Annotated in this window: 15 protein-coding genes; 13 read left to right on the plus strand and 2 right to left on the minus strand. The window is 66.9% G+C overall.

Translation table 11 applies throughout. The features are described from left to right. Window positions 1–92 precede the first annotated feature (92 nt). The 8 genes from H570_RS0101635 to H570_RS15945 all read left to right on the plus strand — a co-directional run bounded on the left by H570_RS0101635 (window position 93) and on the right by H570_RS15945 (window position 10,414). On the plus strand, window positions 93–3,107 hold the full coding sequence (locus H570_RS0101635) for a type I restriction endonuclease subunit R (RefSeq protein WP_027079226.1): 3,015 nt from the start codon (window positions 93–95) through the stop codon (window positions 3,105–3,107). A 17-nt stretch (window positions 3,108–3,124) separates the two neighbouring features. Continuing rightward, window positions 3,125–4,480 (plus strand): restriction endonuclease subunit S, encoded by a 1,356-nt coding sequence (locus H570_RS15935; protein ID WP_169447719.1) that lies wholly within the window; start codon window positions 3,125–3,127, stop codon window positions 4,478–4,480. Continuing rightward, window positions 4,477–4,821 carry a virulence RhuM family protein gene (locus H570_RS15940; protein ID WP_051175970.1) on the plus strand — a complete coding sequence of 115 codons (345 nt, stop codon included), beginning with the start codon at window positions 4,477–4,479 and terminating at the stop codon, window positions 4,819–4,821. Before H570_RS15935 ends, H570_RS15940 begins: the two co-directional genes overlap by 4 nt. A gap of 4 nt (window positions 4,822–4,825) precedes the next feature. Continuing rightward, complete coding sequence (locus H570_RS0101650; RefSeq protein WP_027079227.1) at window positions 4,826–6,451, plus strand: type I restriction-modification system subunit M; 1,626 nt, start codon at window positions 4,826–4,828, stop codon at window positions 6,449–6,451. Between the two features lie 2 nt (window positions 6,452–6,453). Continuing rightward, complete coding sequence (locus H570_RS0101655) at window positions 6,454–7,308, plus strand: GIY-YIG nuclease family protein (RefSeq protein ID WP_036134854.1); 855 nt, start codon at window positions 6,454–6,456, stop codon at window positions 7,306–7,308. A 965-nt stretch (window positions 7,309–8,273) separates the two neighbouring features. Further along, window positions 8,274–8,774: a hypothetical protein gene (locus H570_RS0101660; RefSeq protein ID WP_027079229.1), complete on the plus strand. Its 501-nt coding sequence runs from the start codon at window positions 8,274–8,276 to the stop codon at window positions 8,772–8,774. A 796-nt stretch (window positions 8,775–9,570) separates the two neighbouring features. Beyond that, entirely contained in the window at window positions 9,571–9,975 is a 405-nt protein-coding gene (locus H570_RS0101665) for a GFA family protein (protein ID WP_027079230.1), read from the plus strand. A 76-nt stretch (window positions 9,976–10,051) separates the two neighbouring features. Further along, window positions 10,052–10,414: a hypothetical protein gene (locus H570_RS15945; protein ID WP_051175971.1), complete on the plus strand. Its 363-nt coding sequence runs from the start codon at window positions 10,052–10,054 to the stop codon at window positions 10,412–10,414. A 108-nt stretch (window positions 10,415–10,522) separates the two neighbouring features. Here the strand turns inward: H570_RS15945 and H570_RS18745 are convergent, their stop codons facing one another. Then, on the minus strand, window positions 10,523–11,218 hold the full coding sequence (locus H570_RS18745) for a hypothetical protein (RefSeq protein ID WP_027079231.1): 696 nt from the start codon (window positions 11,216–11,218) through the stop codon (window positions 10,523–10,525). A gap of 15 nt (window positions 11,219–11,233) precedes the next feature. Between H570_RS18745 and H570_RS0101680 the strand changes: the two genes are divergently transcribed. From H570_RS0101680 to H570_RS15955, 4 genes are all read left to right on the plus strand, one after another. Continuing rightward, on the plus strand, window positions 11,234–12,025 hold the full coding sequence (locus H570_RS0101680; RefSeq protein WP_156899788.1) for a hypothetical protein: 792 nt from the start codon (window positions 11,234–11,236) through the stop codon (window positions 12,023–12,025). 163 nt (window positions 12,026–12,188) lie between these two features. Beyond that, window positions 12,189–12,587 (plus strand): VOC family protein, encoded by a 399-nt coding sequence (locus H570_RS0101685; protein ID WP_425411538.1) that lies wholly within the window; start codon window positions 12,189–12,191, stop codon window positions 12,585–12,587. Window positions 12,588–12,749: 162 nt separating this feature from the next. Beyond that, window positions 12,750–13,457, plus strand: a complete 708-nt coding sequence (locus tag H570_RS15950) for a hypothetical protein (protein ID WP_051175972.1) — start codon at window positions 12,750–12,752, stop codon at window positions 13,455–13,457. Between the two features lie 10 nt (window positions 13,458–13,467). Then, window positions 13,468–14,133 carry a helix-turn-helix transcriptional regulator gene (locus tag H570_RS15955; RefSeq protein WP_051175973.1) on the plus strand — a complete coding sequence of 222 codons (666 nt, stop codon included), beginning with the start codon at window positions 13,468–13,470 and terminating at the stop codon, window positions 14,131–14,133. Between the two features lie 198 nt (window positions 14,134–14,331). Here the strand turns inward: H570_RS15955 and folE are convergent, their stop codons facing one another. Next, entirely contained in the window at window positions 14,332–14,958 is a 627-nt protein-coding gene (gene folE / locus H570_RS0101700) for a GTP cyclohydrolase I (RefSeq protein ID WP_027079234.1), read from the minus strand. Between the two features lie 232 nt (window positions 14,959–15,190). On the opposite strand from folE, the gene H570_RS0101705 reads away from it, so the two are divergent. Further along, window positions 15,191–16,702: an FAD-dependent oxidoreductase gene (locus H570_RS0101705; protein WP_027079235.1), complete on the plus strand. Its 1,512-nt coding sequence runs from the start codon at window positions 15,191–15,193 to the stop codon at window positions 16,700–16,702. The last annotated feature ends 102 nt before the right edge of the window (window positions 16,703–16,804 follow it).

The raw sequence follows: 16,804 nt of genomic DNA on the forward strand, positions 1-16,804 counted from the left end.
ATCTCCCGACAGCAGCTAAACTCTCCTGCACCACAAGTTCACTGCTCATAGACCAGTCGGTTCACAGTGGGAGACCGATTCACGAGGGTTCCATGCACGTCAAGGAAAGCACCATCGAGCAGGAACTCATCGATAAACTCGGCGAGCTCAAGTACACACAGCGCGCGGACATTCGCGACCGCGCCGCGCTGGAGCGCAACTTCCGCGCGCATTTCGAGGCGCTCAACCGCGTCACCCTGAGCGACGCCGAGTTCCAGCGCCTGCTGGAAGACATCGTTACTCCCGACGTCTTCGCCGCCGCCCACACCCTGCGCCACCGCAACGCCTTCACCCGCGACGACGGCACGCCGCTGAATTACACCCTGGTCAACATCCGTGACTGGTGCAAGAACACCTTCGAGGTGGCCAGCCAGCTGCGCATCAATACCGACTACAGCCACCACCGCTACGACGTGATCCTGCTGATCAACGGCGTGCCGGTGGTGCAGATTGAACTCAAGACGCTGGGTATCAACCCGCGTCGCGCGCTGGAGCAGATCGTCGAGTACAAGAACGATCCCGGCAACGGCTACACGCGCACACTGCTGTGCTTCATCCAGCTGTTCGTGGTCAGCAACCGCGACAACACCGTCTATTTCGCCAACAACAACGCCCGGCATTTCTCCTTCAACGCGGACGAGCGCTACCTGCCGGTGTACGAATACGCCGCACCGGACAACCGCAAGATCAAGGGCATCGACGCCTTCGCCGAGGCCTTTCTGGCCAAGTGCACGCTGGGTCAGATGATCAGCAGGTACATGGTGCTGGTGGCCAGCGAGCAGAAGCTGCTGATGATGCGGCCGTACCAGATTTACGCGGTCGAGAATATCGTCAAATGCATCGACGAGAACCGGGGCAACGGCTACGTCTGGCACACCACCGGCAGCGGCAAGACCCTCACCAGCTTCAAGGCCTCCATCCTGCTCAAGGCCAACCCGGCCATCGAGAAGTGCCTGTTCGTGGTCGACCGCAAGGACCTGGATCGCCAGACCCGCGAGGAGTTCAACCGCTTCCAGGAAGGTTGCGTGGAGGAGAACACCAACACCGGCGCACTGGTGCGGCGCATGTTGTCCGACGATGCGGCCGACAAGGTCATCGTCTGCACCATCCAGAAGCTGGGTCTGGCGCTGGACGGCGGCAGCACGCGCAACCAGAGCCGCGAGCAGCGCGGCCTCACCACGCACGCCGAGCAGCTCCAGGCCCTGCGCGACAAGCGCATCGTGTTCATCTTCGACGAATGCCACCGCTCGCAGTTCGGCGACAACCACCAGGCCATCAAGGCGTTCTTCCCCAACGCCCAGCTGTTCGGCTTCACCGGCACGCCCATCTTCGAACAGAACGCCAGCTACAAGCGCATCGAGGGCGAGGAACAGACGCTCAAGACCACGGAAGATCTGTTCCAGCAGTCCCTGCACGAATACACCATCACCCACGCCATCGAGGACAGGAACGTCCTGAAGTTCCACGTGGATTATTTCAAGCCCGACGGCAAGCACCCGGTCAAGCCCGGCGAGCCTTTGGCCAAGCGCGCCGTGGTCGAGGCCATTCTGGCCCGGCACCACACCGCCACCGGCGGGCGCCGCTTCAATGCCCTGCTGGCCACAGCAAGCATCAACGACGCGATCGAGTACTACGCGCTGTTCAAGACCGCGCAGGCCGAGAAGCAGCAGGCCGATCCCGATTACGTGCCGCTCAACATCGCCGCGGTGTTCTCCCCGCCGGCCGATGTCAGCGCCGACGTGAAGCAGCTGCAGGAAGACCTGCCGCAGGAGCAGGCCGACAACAAGAGGAATCCCGAGGAAAAGAAGGCGGCGCTGGCGGCCATCATCGGCGACTACAACGCCGCGTTCGGCACCAACCACCGCATCGAGGAGTTCGACGGCTACTACCAGGACGTGCAGCAGCGCATCAAGGACCAGCAGTTCCCCAATGCCGACCTGCCGCGCAAGGGCCGCGAGAAGCTGGACATCGTGATCGTGGTGGACATGCTGCTCACCGGCTTCGACAGCAAGTACCTCAACACCCTGTACGTGGACAAGAACCTCAAACACCACGGCCTGATCCAGGCGTTCAGCCGCACCAACCGCGTGCTCAACGACACCAAGCCCTACGGCAACATCCTCGACTTCCGCGGCCAGCAGAAGGAGGTCGATGCCGCCATCGCCCTGTTCTCCGGGGTCAAGGCCGAGCAGGCGCGCACCATCTGGCTGGTGGACACCGCGCCGGTGGTGATCGAGAAGCTCAAGGAAGCGCGCGACCAACTCGACAGCTTCATGGCCTCGCAGGGCCTAAGCGGGAAACCCGAGGACATCGCCAACCTCAAGGGCGATGCCGCCCGCGCCGGCTTCGTCGAGCGCTTCAAGCAGGTGCAGAAGCTGAAGGTGCAACTGGATCAGTACACCGACCTCACCCCCGAACAGGCGCAGCAGATCGACCAGGTGCTGCCGCGCGACGAACTCAACGCCTTCCGCGGCGCCTACCTCGAAACCGCGCAGCGCCTGCGCGCGCAGCAGGCCAAGCCGGACGGCAAGAAGAACGAGGACATCGACCAGCTCGATTTCGAGTTCGTGCTGTTCGCCTCCGCCACCATCGACTACGACTACATCATGAAGCTGGCGGCGGACATCTCCATGCAGCCGGCCGGCAAGGCCAGCATGAGCCGCGAGCAGCTGATCGGCCTGATCGCCGGCGATGCCAAGTTCATCGACGAGCGCGAGGAGATCAGCGAGTACGTGCGCGGCCTGAAGGCCGGTGCCGGCCTGGACGAAGCCGCCATTCGTGCCGGTTACGAGGCCTTCAAGCAGGACAAGGCCGCCCGTGCGCTGGCTGCGGTGGCAGAAACGCACGGCCTGCCGGTCGCCCGCCTGCAGGCCTTCGTCGAAGCCGTGCTGGCGCGACGCATCCTCGACGGCGAGGCGCTGACCGAACTACTGGCGCCGCTGGAGTTGGGCTGGAAGGCGCGCGCGCAGAAGGAAGAAGCGCTGATGGATGAGTTGACTCCGCTGTTACGCAAGCGCGCTGGCGGGCGCGAGATCGCCGGGCTTTCTGCCTATGAGACAGAAAAGTGAGAAATGAGAAATCAGAAGTGAGAAAGAAAAGCAGCGCAGGCAAGCTGGCTACGCTTTCGCCTGCTTCCAACTGCTCACTTTCTACTTCTCGCTTCGTTCTGCCGAAGCTGAGGTTTCCGGAGTTTCGAGACGCTCCGGCATGGCAACGGACTTCGCTTGGAAAAATTGCCGAGATAGAACTAGGAAAGATGCTTGACGCCAACAAGCACACGGATGGGCGCCTGCTTCCCTACATCAACAATATTTCGTTGCGATGGAATAGCGTGGATACATCAAGCCTTCCTCAGATGCGCTTCAAGGAAAGCGAACTCGAGCGCTACGGCTTACAAGAGGGCGATGTCTTGGTCTGCGAAGGTGGTGAGCCGGGACGTTCTGCGGTTTGGGATGGGCGACTTCCTGATCTGAAATTTCAGAAGGCAATTCATCGAGTCCGTTTTCACGGGCCGTTTGTGCCGAAGATTCTTGTTCTGTACTTGGAGGCAATTGCCGGAACAACTGCCTTTGAGAGTTTGTTCACGGGTGGAGGAATCAGGCACCTAACTCGCGAGACATTCGCCAAGCTCGCGATTCCCGACCTGCCTTTTCCTGAGCAGCAGCGTATCGCCGACTGCCTGACGTCGCTGGACGAGGTGATTGCCGCTCAGGGGCGCAAGGTGGAAGCGTTGAAGGCGCACAAGCGCGGCCTGATGCAGCAGCTGTTCCCCCGCGAAGGCGAAACCCGCCCCCGCCTCCGCTTCCCCGAGTTCCGCGATGCGCCGGAGTGGAGAGTTGACCCGTTATCTCGCTACATCCAAACCTTGGATGCAGGTGTGAGTGTCAATTCAGGAGATCGGCCTGCCCTTGAAAAGGAGGTCGGAATTCTGAAGACAAGTTGCGTAACCAATGGCGTTTTCGATCATTCCGAGAACAAGGTTGTCCTTGAAGCACATGAGCTTCGACGCGTGAAGGAACCCGTCCGCGCAAACACGATAATTATCAGTCGGATGAATACGATTGCGTTGGTTGGCGCCAATGCATTCGTTGAGAGGGACATGCCGGGCCTGTTCCTTCCTGACAGACTGTGGGCCGCGAAGGCGACAGGCAAAGGACATCCGCGCTTCCTGGCTTACGTTCTTGGCTCAGACCAAGGGAGAGCTGCATTGTCTGAGTTGGCGGCAGGGTCTTCGGGGACGATGAAGAACATCGGCAAGACCGACGTACTAGCTCTGAAAGTCTCTGCGCCAGTTCTTGCCGAACAACAACGCATTGCCGACTGCCTCGCCTCCCTCGACACCCGAATCACCGCCGAATCCAAAGAGCTCGCCGCCCTCAAGACCCACAAGCAGGGCCTGATGCAGCAGCTGTTCCCCGCGCCGGAAGCGGTCAGCGCATGAGCGGCGTGATCCTTTACACCACCGAGGACGGCGCCAGCCGCATCCAGTTGCGCGCCGACGGCCAGGCCGTCTGGCTGACGCAGGCCGAGATGGCGGAGCTGTTCGATGTCACCACCGAAAACATCTGCCAGCATCTGAAAAACATCATTTCAGACAGGAAGTTGGAGCCTGAACGAACTACCGAGGAATCCTCGGTAGTTCAGCGCGAGGGCGGGCGCGAAGTGCGCCGGCTGGTCGCGGTCTACAACCCGAACAGCGAAAACAGCAGGAAGCCCGTGCCGCCGATGCCGCCGACGAGGCCGAGCTGGCCGCGCTGGAAAACAGGATCAAGAAACGTTTGAAGCCATGAACGACAAAGACCAGAAACAACTCGGCAAGACCCTCTGGGCCATCGCCGACCAGCTGCGCGGCGCAATGAACGCGGACGACTTCCGCGACTACATGCTGTCCTTCCTGTTCCTGCGCTACCTGTCGTGGAACTACGAGGAGGCCGCGAAGAAGGAACTGGGTGCCGACTACCCGGACCCGGAAGCAATCGGCAACGGCGGCAGGACGCCGCTGTCGGTGTGGTATGCGGACAATGCTGCCGACGTGCCTGCGTTCGAGCAGCAGATGCGGCGCAAGGCGCATTACGTCGTCAAGCCGCAGTACCTGTGGGGCCACATCGTCCATCTGGCCAAGACCCACAACGACGAGCTGTTGAACACCCTGCAGCAGGGCTTCAAGTACATCGAGGAAGAATCCTTCCAGAGCCACTTCCAGGGCCTGTTCTCGGAGATCAATCTCGCCTCGGACAAGCTGGGCCGCAAGTACGCCGACCGCAACGCCAAGCTGTGCGCGATCATCACCGAGATCGCCAAGGGCATCGCCGAGTTCTCCACCGACGTCGATGCGCTGGGCGATGCCTACGAATACCTGATCGGCCAGTTCGCCGCGGGTTCCGGCAAGAAGGCCGGCGAGTTCTATACCCCGCAGCAGATCTCCAACATCCTCTCCGCCATCGTCACCCTGGACAGCCAGGAGCCGAAGGCCGGCCCGCGCAGCAAGCTGGACAGCGTGTTCGATTTCGCCTGCGGCTCCGGCTCGCTGCTGCTTAACGTGCGGCACCGCATGAAGAAGGCGGGCGGTAGCATCGGCCGCATCTACGGCATGGAGAAGAACATCACCACCTACAACCTGGCGCGGATGAACATGCTGCTGCACGGGGTGAAGGACACCGAATTCGAGATCCATCACGGCGACACCCTGACCAACGACTGGGACTTCCTCCGCGAGACCAACCCGGCGAAGAAGCCGCAGTTCGATGCGGTGGTGGCCAATCCACCTTTCAGTTACCGCTGGGAGCCGGGCGAGGCCACGGCTGAGGACATGCGATTCAAGAACCATGGCGTGGCACCCAAGAGCGCCGCTGACTTCGCCTTCCTGCTGCACGGCCTGCACTACCTGAAGGACGACGGCGTGATGGCCATCATCCTGCCGCACGGCGTGCTGTTCCGCGGTGGCAAGGAAGCGGACATCCGTACCAAGCTGCTCAAGGACGGTCACATCGACACCGTGATCGGCCTGCCGGCCAACCTGTTCTATTCCACCGGCATCCCGGTCTGCATCCTGGTGCTGAAGAAGTGCAAGAAGCCGGACGACGTGCTGTTCATCAACGCGGCCGAGCACTTCAGCAAGGGCAAGCGCCAGAACCAGCTGGATGACGGGCACATCCGGCGCATCGTCGATACCTACCAGCAGCGCCCGGAGAAACCGGTTGAGCGCTACGCGCGCCGCGTGCCGATGCAGGAAATCATCGACAACGACTACAACCTCAACATCTCGCGCTATGTCAGCACGGCAGAGGCGGAGAAGGAGATCGTGCTCAAGGACGTGCACGCAGAGCTGGAAGCGATCGCAACGGAGATCGACAAGGCGAAGCAGCGCCACAATGCGTTTCTCGCGGAGCTTGGGTTGGCGCCTTTGCCATGAGCATGGATCGCCGCCCGCAAACCATCCAGATTTTCCTGCCGTCCGGCGACCCGCAGGGCATCCGGACCGCCGAGATCACCACCCGCATCGTGCGCATGATCGAGGTGCCGCGCAGCCTGCTGTCCGATTTTTTCAGGATGCCGGAAGCCGAGCAGGTCGGCGTGTACTTCCTGTTCGGCGAGGACGAGCAGGCCGGCGCGCCCAAGGCGTACATCGGACAGACCGGCACGCTCAGGCAGCGGCTGTCGCAGCACGGCCAGCAGAAGGAATTCTGGAATCGCGCATTGGTGGCGGTGTCATTGACGAACAGCCTGACCAACACCCATGCCAGCTATCTGGAATGGCTGTCCATCGCGCAGGCGCAGAAGGCCGGTCGTTACCTGCTGGACAACGGCAATGCCGGCGGCCGGCCGCACACCCCGCCGCCGCTGGAAGCCGAGTGCGATGAGTTGCACGAGACGATCCGGGTCCTGCTGGCGACACTCGGCTACCCGGTCTTCCAGCCGCTGGCGCGGTCCGAGGTGGTGGCGCAGCCGGACGAGGTGTTTTATTGCCGCGCCTCGGAGGCCGACGCGCGCGGCCTCTACACCGAGGAAGGCTTCGTGGTGCTGGCCGGTTCAAGCGGCCGCCTGGACACCGTGCCGTCCTTCCAGAGCCACGGCTACCACCGCGTGCGCGAGCAGTTGCTGGAGCAGGGGGTGCTGGCGGCCGAAGGTGGACGCATTCGCTTCACCCGCGACCACCTGTTCCAGTCGCCCAGCGGCGCCGCGGCCTGCGTGACCGGCCGCACCGCCAATGGCTGGATCGAATGGAAGGATGCGCAAGGAAGGACGCTCGGGGAGCGCAAGCAGGCGTAGCGCGTCGGGCTGAGCCGCGGGTGATATCCGTCCAACGCTGCAAGCAATAGCTCAGCGCATCAAGCTTCACGCGGCGAACGCCAGCCGTGGTCTGCGAAATCCCGCCCAGCCACTGGCGCACGTCGGCAGGGCACCGCGAGTTGCCGGCGAAACAACCCGCCCCGCGAACCGGCGAGCGCCTAGTTCCAACCGAAAAGCCCCGCGTGCGATGGCGGAACCGCCGCGCGCCAGCGCAAAACCCTTGCGCGCGAATGAAAAAGTGCCGGCTTCCGACCGATCCGCCTTGCGTGCAAGGCCTGGACCCTTGCGCGCAAGGGTGCGGGGCTTGCGGATCGCAAGGTTCCGGGCCTGCGCGCAGGGTCGCGGGCTTGCGCGCAAGGGTTTCGGGTCGGAGCGCGGGGCTTTGACCCTTGCGCGCAAGGGTCGGGGGCTTGCGGATCGGGGCGCCGGGGGCTTGCGCGCAAGCCTGGGCGGCGGCGTTCGGGGTGATCCGGTCGGCGGTCGGGGGTTTTTGGCTTGCGCGCAGGGGTTCGGGGGTTGCGTGCAGCGGTTACGGGCTTGCGCGCAAGGGTCCGGGGTCTGCGCGCAAGGCTTCGACCCTTGCGCGCAAGGGGCCGCGGCTTGCGGGGTTGGGGCGGCGTGGGGAGGTGGAGTGAGGGCGCAGGGGTCGAGGGGAGGTGAGGGCGCAGCGGTCGGGGGCGTAGCCCCGACCTACGGCGGTCGGTGGCGGGCGATGGGTGGTGGGCGGTTGGCGATTGGTAGTAGGCGGTCGGTGGTTGGCCGCCGGCGGGGGCGGTCGGAGGCGAGAGTCAGGGCATTCCGACCGCCCAATGCGGACTTTTCCTACGCGAGGACGCGGCTGCCGCTGATAGGCCGGGCGGGCGGTTTGCGGTCAACTGTCTGCACCGGTCAGGCAGGCCGGTTTCCATCCATCAGGCAGGTCCGACACGGACAAAGGAATGCACATGAGTCAGAACCGCATCGATATCGAACTTTCCACCGAGGCCCTGGCGGCCGTCGACGGTGCGCTGGGCGTGCTGGAAGAACACCTCGCCCCGCTGGTCGGGCTGAGCCCGGACGAGCGCAAGGGGCTCAGCCGGATGGGCGACAAGTCCGAGGCGTTCTGCCGGCAGGCGGTGGTCGCCTTCACCGAGAACCCGGACGTGCTGCCGCGCAACTTCGACCTGGACGCCTACCGGCGCGACCTGGCCATGCTCGACGCGCTGCGCCCGCGCCTGTCGAAGATGGGCCGGCTGTTCGAGCGCATGCAGGACACCGAAACGGCGCTGGGCAGTGACCTGATGGCGAACTCGCTGGAGGGCTACGCGGTGCTCAAGGTGTCCGGCAAGGGCGCGGGCCTTGAGAGCCTGCGGCAGATGCTTTCCGCCCGCTTCGCCCGCAGCCCGCGCCCCGCCGCGGCCCCCCCAGCGCCGGCGCCCACGCCCACACCCGAGTCCTCGCCGTAACCCGCTGCTGCGTGATCGCGTGGCTCCTCCCCTGGCAACGCGATCCACGCACGGAAGGCCCCGCATCGCGGGGCCTTTTTTTTCGTCGCGGGTGGCAGGTCTCCCGTGGCCGGTGGCCGTGGTGGCCGTGATGGCAGGATCCGGGGCGGCGCCGTCGCGCGCCCGGCGCATCGCCCTGCCGGCGGGCCATGTCGCGCTGGTCGCCTGATGCCGGGGGCGGTGGGTTCGGCGCTGCTGCCCGTCATTGCCGGGGATGGGCAGGAAACCCCGCCTCGCCGGGGAGGTGCGCAACGTCTTTGCCCGGCGCCATCGCACTGACTGCCTTCATCGCCTGGACGCTTGTACTGCTCGCCCTCATGGCAGCCGTCCGGTGGCAGCTGGTGTTGCGCGGAGATGCGTGTTGACGGCTCCACGCCTGGCAACGCCAACCTGTCGCCCTTCCTGCGGCGGCTTGCCCGGCGCACGCCAACGATCTCGAGAAACTTCCCATGCCCGGCGCGCTTCTTCCCGTTGCCATCGCCACGAAGTTGCCATCGCCTCGAACAGTCCGGCCATGGCGGATCCCCTGGCCCGCCCGTGGCCTGGTGCCGGGATCTTCCAGTCGGCCGTTCACGCGGCTTCCGCGCCGCCGCGGGCGGTTACCATCCGCTTCACGGCCTTTGCCGTGCAGATGGCCATCGCCTGTGCCGGGCTTCCAGGTTGCCGGCATCGGCGCGGCCTGGCCATTCGTCCGGGGCCGGTGCCGCTCCGTGGCGCCGTTTGATCCGGGCGTTGGATTTCGAGGGAGGGCCTGCAGGTGCTCAGAGAAGTCGGCGGCGTTGCCATCCAGCCCAGGCACCTGGCCTCATGCCACTGTGGCGCCGTGGTGCTGGAGCTCGACCTGCCCAACGGCATCGAGGATCCACGCCGGTGCGACTGCTCGATCTGCCGTCGCAAGGGTGCCGTGGTGGCCTCCGTGCCCTTGTCCGGCATCCGTGTCGTGAAAGGTGCGGAGCACCTGCGGCTCTACGAGTTCAACACCCGCACGGCCAGGCACTGGTTCTGCGGCATCTGTGGCATCTACACGCATCATCAGCGCCGCTCCAATCCCGGGCAGTACGGCTTCAATGTCGGATGCCTCGAGGGCGTCAACCCGTTCGCCATTGCGGACGTGCCCGTCAATGACGGGGTCAACCACCCGGCGGATCGGGTCGAGGCCTGACCGCTCATCCCCAGGTGGCCGCAGGCGCGGGTGCAAGCCGCGCGGCCATCCAGTCCGAATCAACGAGGAGCACGGCATGACGGATTTCGGCCCCACCTTCGCATCGCTGTCCGCGCTGCTTCGCAGGCACGCTGCCGGGATGTCCATCAAGACCGATGTGCCCGGCAACCTCTACGTTGAACTTCCCGCGGCGACGCCCAGGGCCAAGCCCGGGTTCTTCGGTGCGGTGCAGGCGAAGAAGTCCTACGTCAGCTACCACCTGATGCCGGTGTACGAGGATCCCGCGCTCCTGGACGGCATCAGCGACGCGCTGCGCAAGAGGATGCAGGGCAAGTCGTGCTTCAACTTCACCGCCGACGATCCGCAGCTGTTCAGGGAGCTTGATGCATTGACCGGCAAGTGCGCGGCGGCATCCCGGCGATCAAGTCCGCGCAGCTGACAGCCCGTTCAAGCGCAACCCGTTTCGCGGATCCGCGGCGATGCGGCTTCCGCCGAACGAGCCGGACGGAAGCCGCAGGCACCGCGCCTTGGGCCTGCCATGCGCTGCCTAGTTGAGCAGCTGGAACCCGGCCACCGCAGTAAGGATTGCGGCGAGGATGGCGTAGTTGCCGTTGTCGTCGCGATAGCCGTAGCGGTAACGGTCGCCGTAGCCGTCGTCGTAGCCGCGCTGGTAGCCCTGGCGGAAGTAGTAGTTGTATTCGCTCTGCGGGATGTAATAGCCGTTGTAGCCGTAGTTGGCGTCCTGGTAGGCGTAGTCGTCGCGGTAGTCGTCGCGCCAGCCGTCCTGGCGGTCGGCGCGGCCGGCGTACAGGCCTTCCTGGTAACCATAGTTGATGGCCTGGCGGATCAGCTCGGCGCCGTAGCGGTTGGTGCGCTGCCAGCTGCCGCGGTAGGAGTAGCGATAGTTGTCGGGCGTGTAGTAGTACGGGTCGTTGTAGTAGTTGTAGGCGCGGGCGTTCCAGCGCGCCTGCTGCTGGCGCACGCGGTTGTAGTACTGCTGCTGGTAGCGGTACTTGGCCATGCGGTGCTGCTGCTGCAGCCGGTAGGCGCGCTGCTCCGCGCTGCGCTCCCAGTCGCGGCGCTCGTGGCGGTAGCGCTCGGCGCGCTGGCGCTCTTCGCGGATGCGGCGTTGCTGCTGTTCGCGGCCCAGGCGCTGCTGGTCCTCGATGCGCTGGCGTGCGCGGCGCTCGCTGTCGCGGCGGCCGTCGTCGTTGGCGCGGGTGCGCGGCAGGGCGCCGCCCACCACGCGCGGCGCGTCGTGGCGGCGCTGTTGCGGGCGCCGGTCCGCGTCGCGTGCCTGGCGTGCGTCGCGCGCACCGGCCTCGCGTTCGCGTGCTTCGCGTGCCTGCTGGTCGCGGGCACGCTGTTCGCGCGCCTGCTGTTCGCGGGCATTGGCGCGCGCGCGGTCGTCATCGTGGCGTTGCAGCTGTGCGCGACGCTCGGTGCGCTCGCGATTCAGGCGCTGCTCGTTGCGACGCGCCTGCTCCTGCCGGGCCTGCTGGCGCTCGGCCTGCTGGCGTTGGGCCTGCTGGCGCTGGGCCTGCTCGCGCTGTGCCTGTTGCCGCGCTTCGGCCTGCTGCTGGCGGGCGCGCTGTTCGCCGGCGCGGCGGTCGCTGTCGCGGCGCGCTTCGGCCTGCCGGCGCTGCTCGACCGCCTGGCGCTGCGCGGCCTGCTGTCGCTCGGCCCGCTGTCGCTGCTCGCCGGCACGGCGCTCGGCCTGCTGGCGTTGTTCGCCTGCACGGCGTTCGGCCTGCTGCCGCGAGGCCTGGTCGCGCCGGGCGTCCTGCCGGTCGCTGTCGCGGCGTTCGGGCCGCTGGTGTTTCTGCCGGTTGTCGCGTGCATCATCGTGCTGGCGTTGCTGGTCCACGCGTTCGCCGCGCGGCTGGTCGCGCGCGGCGGCGGGCGATGCAACGCCCATGGCCAGAACGGCGGCAAGCGCGATCGGGCCCACGATCTGCCGGGAGAGGGAAAGTGTCATGTCGGTCACCTGCTTCAGCGCGCCAACGTAGCGGTTGGCCCGGCATCCACTTTGCGCATGGCCGATGAATAGGCTCTGAGGGCGGCCGGCGGTGTTCAGCGGCGGGCAGGCGTAATCGTTTACGGCACCCGTTCTCTTGCGCGCTTCGAAGCGATGGGCCCGGGATTGTCGATTCCGGCCCCGCTCGCTCGTCGCACGGGCATCACCCAACGAAAAGGAACGCGCCGTGGCCCGCATGATCTTCGTCAACCTCCCGGTCTCCGATCTCCCGGCCTCGATGGCCTTCTACGAAGCCCTGGGCTTCACCAACAACCCGCGGTTCAGCGACGACACCGCCGCGTGCATGGTCTGGAGCGAGGTGATCCACGTGATGCTGTTGACGCACGCGAAGTGGCGCACGTTCACCAGCCGGCCGATCCCGCCGCCGACGTCCAGCGAGGTGTCGCTGGCGCTGTCGATGGACAGCCGCGAGGCGGTGGATGCGATGAACGCAGCGGCCGCCGCGCACGGCGGCACCGGCGACATCAATCCGGTGCAGGACCTGGGCTTCATGTACGGCCGCGACCTGGGCGATCCCGACGGGCACATCTGGGGGCCGTTCTGGATGGATCCGGAGGCGATGCCGGCGGGGTAGGTGCGCGGCGCTTCCGGTCCCCTGCAGCCAGGGGGCGCGAAGGCGGCGGCTTTTTGTGCCGAAAAGCCAGTGACGGCGGGCTTTACACATATGTCATGGTGGAATAACTTCCGGCGGCGCAGGATGTCCTGGTCGCGATCCGCGATGTCCGGGAGCCCTCCGATGTCCACCTCATTCAAACCCCTTGGCCTTGCCGTTGCGCTGGCGCTGGCCGGCTGCAGCCAGGCCGCGCCGTCGGCCGACACCGCCGAGCTGGCGCCTCCGGCCGACACCGCGGCCGAGGCCCCCACCACCGTGGCCGACGCCGCGCCGGCCGCCGAAGCCGCCGCCGTCCCCGCGCCGCAGCTGCAGGCGGCGATGCGCGACCTGTGGCACGGCCATATCGTCCACGCGCGCGATTACGTGATCGCCGTGCATGCCGGCAACGATGCCGACGCCAAGGCCGCCGCCGATGCGGTGGTCGACAACGCCAGGCAGATCAGCGGCGCGGTCGCCGGCTTCTACGGCCAGGCCGGCGGCGACCAGATGCTCACCCTGCTGGGTGGCCACTGGGGCGCAGTGAAGGCGCTGACCGATGCCCGCGCGGCCAAGGACGACGCCGGCGCGACCAAGGCAATCGACGACCTCAACGCCAACGCCGCCGCGATCGCCAAGTTCCTCGCCGGCGCCAATCCCAACCTGCCCGAAGACACCGTGCACGGCCTGATGCTGGCGCACGGCGCGCACCATGCGCAGCAGATCAACCTGATCCTGGCCGACGACACCGCAGGCGAGGCGCAGGAGTGGGCCGCGATGCAGGCGCACATGGACATGATCGCCGACGCACTTGCCGCCGCCATCGCAAAGCAGTTCCCGGACAAGGCCAGCTGAGGGCGCGACGATGCAAGGGCTCGCGCAGTTCGGAGATACCCGGCAGCGGCTGCTCAGGCAGCTGCTGCTGGCCCGCGACGGGACCGGGGTCGAGGAGCTGTGCGAGCGCCTGCGCATCAGCCACAACGCGGTACGCCAGCACCTGACCACGCTGATCGTCAGCGGCCTGGTCCAGCGCGTCGAGCCGCGCCCGACTGGCGGCCGGCCGCAGGCGCGCTATGCGCTGACCGAGCAGGGACGGGAGCTGTTCCCGCGCAACTACGGTGCGATTTCGGCGGCGCTGATCTCGCAGCTGGTAGCGCGCGTGGGCGAGGCGGAAGTAGGCGCGATGCTGCAGGAACTCGGCACCACGGTGGCCGCCACCCAGGTCCCGCTGCAGGCCGACAGCGGCGAAGCGCTGGCGCGTGCGCTGGCGCAGCGGCTCGACGCGCTCGGCTACGAAGCGATCCCGGCGCGGCATGGCGACGACTGGCAGGTGGAGGCGTTCAACTGCGTGTTCCATGGCCTGGCCAGGCAGCATCCGCAGGTGTGCAAGTTCGACATCGCCTACATGGAGGCGGCCACCGGGCGCCGCATCCACCACATGGAATGCATGGTCCGCGGCGGCCAGGTCTGCCGCTTCAAGCTCGGGCCGGAGCCGTCACGGGGCGCGGCGGTGACCGGCGGCGGGAGCTGACATCAGCCTGCTGTTGTAGCAGCGGCTTCAGCCGCGAGTTCTTCGTTCCGATCCCGTTGGCAAAGAGCTCGCGGCTGAAGCCGCTCCTGCAGGTTTCTTTGCACAGGTTTCTTCATGCAGGTTTCTTACTACAGGTTGCGTCCTGCAGTTGCGTCCTGCGGGTTTCGCTGGAGGTGTTTGGTGACCAGGGTCATCCTCTCAGATCGCCAGTGCGTCGAGTACGTCGCGTCGCCACGGGTCGCGTTCGAACTGTCCGGTCAGCCGCCGCGTCACCATCGCCACGCCGTGCATGCCGATGCCGCGCGAAGAGATGCATTCGTGGCTGGCCTGGATGACCACGGCCACGCCGCGTGGATGCAGGACGCGCTCGAGGCTGTCGGCGATCTCGCGGGTCAGGCGTTCCTGGATCTGCAGTCGGCGAGCATGGGCATCCACCACGCGCGCGAGCTTGGAGATGCCGACCACGCGTTCGCGCGGCAGGTAGGCGACGTGGGCGACGCCGCGGATCGGCGCCATGTGGTGTTCGCAGATCGAGCGCAGCGGGATGTCGCGCAGCAGCACGATGTCGTCGTAGCCGGCGCCGTCGAAGCTGCGGCCGAGGATCCGGTCGGGGTCGAGCGCGTAGCCGCCGAACCATTCTTCGTAGGCGCGCACCACGCGCGCCGGCGTGTCGCGCAGGCCTTCGCGCGTTGGCGCGTCGCCGGCCCAGCGGATCAGGGTGCGCACCGCGGCCTCGGCTTCCTCGCGACTGGGGCGCAGGTGCGGCGGCGGGTTGTCCTGCAGCGCGTGTGTGTTCTCGACGCTGGTCTGGAGGTCTTCGAGCATGGCGTGGTTTCAAGCGGGGATACCCGAACAGATGCGCCAGCGCGCGTGAGGTTCCCGCGCGGCAGCGGCAGGCGGGAACCTGATGACGCCTGCCTCGTCCAATGCGGCGTACGCTGGACGCAGCGCCGTACTGCCAGAAATGCGTCGATGGGCGCGATGTTCCGTCGCGGTCGAGTCGCGCCGATGCGCGCTCCCGCCAATGCTTTCGCAACTGCATTCGAGGAGGTTGGCCATGGCACACACTGATTCGGTTCCGCCCGGCCCGGACCTGGGCAAGGGCGTGCCGCTGGCGAGCGTGACGCGCGGCGGCGTGCTTGCAGGACACGTCGATGGCGAGCCGGTGCTGCTGTCGCGGCTCGACGACGGTTGCCACGCGGTCGGCGGCAGCTGCACCCACTACGGCGCGCCGCTGGGCGAGGGACTGGTGGTCGATGGCGAGGTGCATTGCCCGTGGCACCACGCGTGCTTCAGCCTGCGCACCGGTGAGGCGCTGCGCGCGCCGGCGTTCGCGCCGCTGGCGCGGTGGCACACGGAAGTGGTGGGCGACACGGTGTTCGTGCGCGCGCAGGAGGATGCGGCGCCGGCGCAGCCGTCGCGCCCGCGCGTCGATCCGGGCGCGATCGTCATCGTCGGCGGCGGCGCGGCGGGATTCGCGGCGGCCACGCGGCTGCGCGACCTGGGCTTCAGCGGTCGGCTGACGATGCTCAGCGCCGACGCCGATGCGCCCTGCGACCGTCCCAACCTGTCGAAGGATTACCTGGCCGGCACCGCGGACGAGGACTGGATTCCGCTGCAGGGCCCGGAGTTCTACGCCGAACACCGGATCGACCTGCGGCTGGGCTGCGAAGTCGCCGCGATCGACGCCGCGGCGCGGCAGGTGGTCACCGGATCGGGCGAACGCCTGGGCTTCGACGCCCTGCTGATCGCCACCGGCGCCGAGCCGCGCAGGTTGCCGCTGCCCGGGTTCGACCGGCCCAACGTGTTCACGCTGCGCACGCTGGCCGATGCGCGCGCGATGATCGCGGCCTGCGCGAACGCGCGATCGGTGGCCTTCGTCGGCGCCGGCTTCATCGGCATGGAAGCCGCCGGTGCACTGCGCACGCGCGGCCTGGAGGTGCACGTGGTCGAGCCGGGCGAGGTGCCGATGGCGCGCGCGCTGGGGCCGGAAGTCGGCGGCTTCCTGGCCGGACTGCATCGCGCGCAGGGCGTCGTGTTCCACCTGCGCGCGACCGCGACCGGCTTCGACGGGCGCGTGCTCACGCTGGCCGACGGCACCACGATCGACGCCGACATGCTGGTCGTCGGCGTTGGTGTCACGCCGCGCACGCAGCTGGCCGCGGCGGCGGGGCTGGACGTGGACGACGGCATCGTGGTCGATGCACGACTGCAGTCGTCGGTGGCAGGCATCTATGCCGCGGGCGACGTGGCGCGCTATCCGCACGACGGGCAGCGCGTGCGGGTGGAGCACTGGGTGCACGCCGAACGCCAGGGCCAGGCGGCGGCCGCGAACATGCTCGGCGCCGCGCAGGCGTTCACGGACGTGCCGTTCTTCTGGACCCATCATCAGGGCGTGGAGCTGCGCTGCAGCGGCACCCTGCACGGCTGGGACGAAGTGCGGATCGACGGCGAGCCGTCCGCGCGCGATTTCACCGCGCGCTACTACCGGCGCGGCAAACTCGTCGCCGCGGCGTCGGTGGGGCGCGACCTGGAGAACCTGTCAATCGAGGCGGAACTGCGCGGCTGACCGCGCGGTGCGCCGGGTGCGTCGGCGCGCGCGGTTCCGACGTGCGGCGTGCGGCGTGCACATCACTTTCGATGGACTGCTGTTGGGCGGTCGCGTCCGCAC

This window comes from Luteimonas mephitis DSM 12574 (assembly GCF_000422305.1).
GTDB classification, from domain to species: Bacteria; Pseudomonadota; Gammaproteobacteria; order Xanthomonadales; family Xanthomonadaceae; genus Luteimonas; species Luteimonas mephitis.

Excerpts from the sequence above, each read along its gene's own strand:
- H570_RS15955 (WP_051175973.1), top strand. The coding sequence starts at position 13,468 with ATGCAAGGGCTCGCGCAGTTCGGAGATACCCGGCAGCGGCTGCTCAGG.
- H570_RS0101660 (WP_027079229.1), top strand. The coding sequence starts at position 8,274 with ATGAGTCAGAACCGCATCGATATCGAACTTTCCACCGAGGCCCTGGCG.
- H570_RS0101705 (WP_027079235.1), top strand. The coding sequence starts at position 15,191 with ATGGCACACACTGATTCGGTTCCGCCCGGCCCGGACCTGGGCAAGGGC.
- H570_RS15950 (WP_051175972.1), top strand. The coding sequence starts at position 12,750 with ATGTCCACCTCATTCAAACCCCTTGGCCTTGCCGTTGCGCTGGCGCTG.
- folE (WP_027079234.1), bottom strand. The coding sequence starts at position 14,958 with ATGCTCGAAGACCTCCAGACCAGCGTCGAGAACACACACGCGCTGCAG.
- H570_RS0101655 (WP_036134854.1), top strand. The coding sequence starts at position 6,454 with ATGGATCGCCGCCCGCAAACCATCCAGATTTTCCTGCCGTCCGGCGAC.
- H570_RS0101685 (WP_425411538.1), top strand. The coding sequence starts at position 12,189 with ATGATCTTCGTCAACCTCCCGGTCTCCGATCTCCCGGCCTCGATGGCC.
- H570_RS0101650 (WP_027079227.1), top strand. The coding sequence starts at position 4,826 with ATGAACGACAAAGACCAGAAACAACTCGGCAAGACCCTCTGGGCCATC.
- H570_RS15945 (WP_051175971.1), top strand. The coding sequence starts at position 10,052 with ATGACGGATTTCGGCCCCACCTTCGCATCGCTGTCCGCGCTGCTTCGC.
- H570_RS0101635 (WP_027079226.1), top strand. The coding sequence starts at position 93 with ATGCACGTCAAGGAAAGCACCATCGAGCAGGAACTCATCGATAAACTC.
- H570_RS15940 (WP_051175970.1), top strand. The coding sequence starts at position 4,477 with ATGAGCGGCGTGATCCTTTACACCACCGAGGACGGCGCCAGCCGCATC.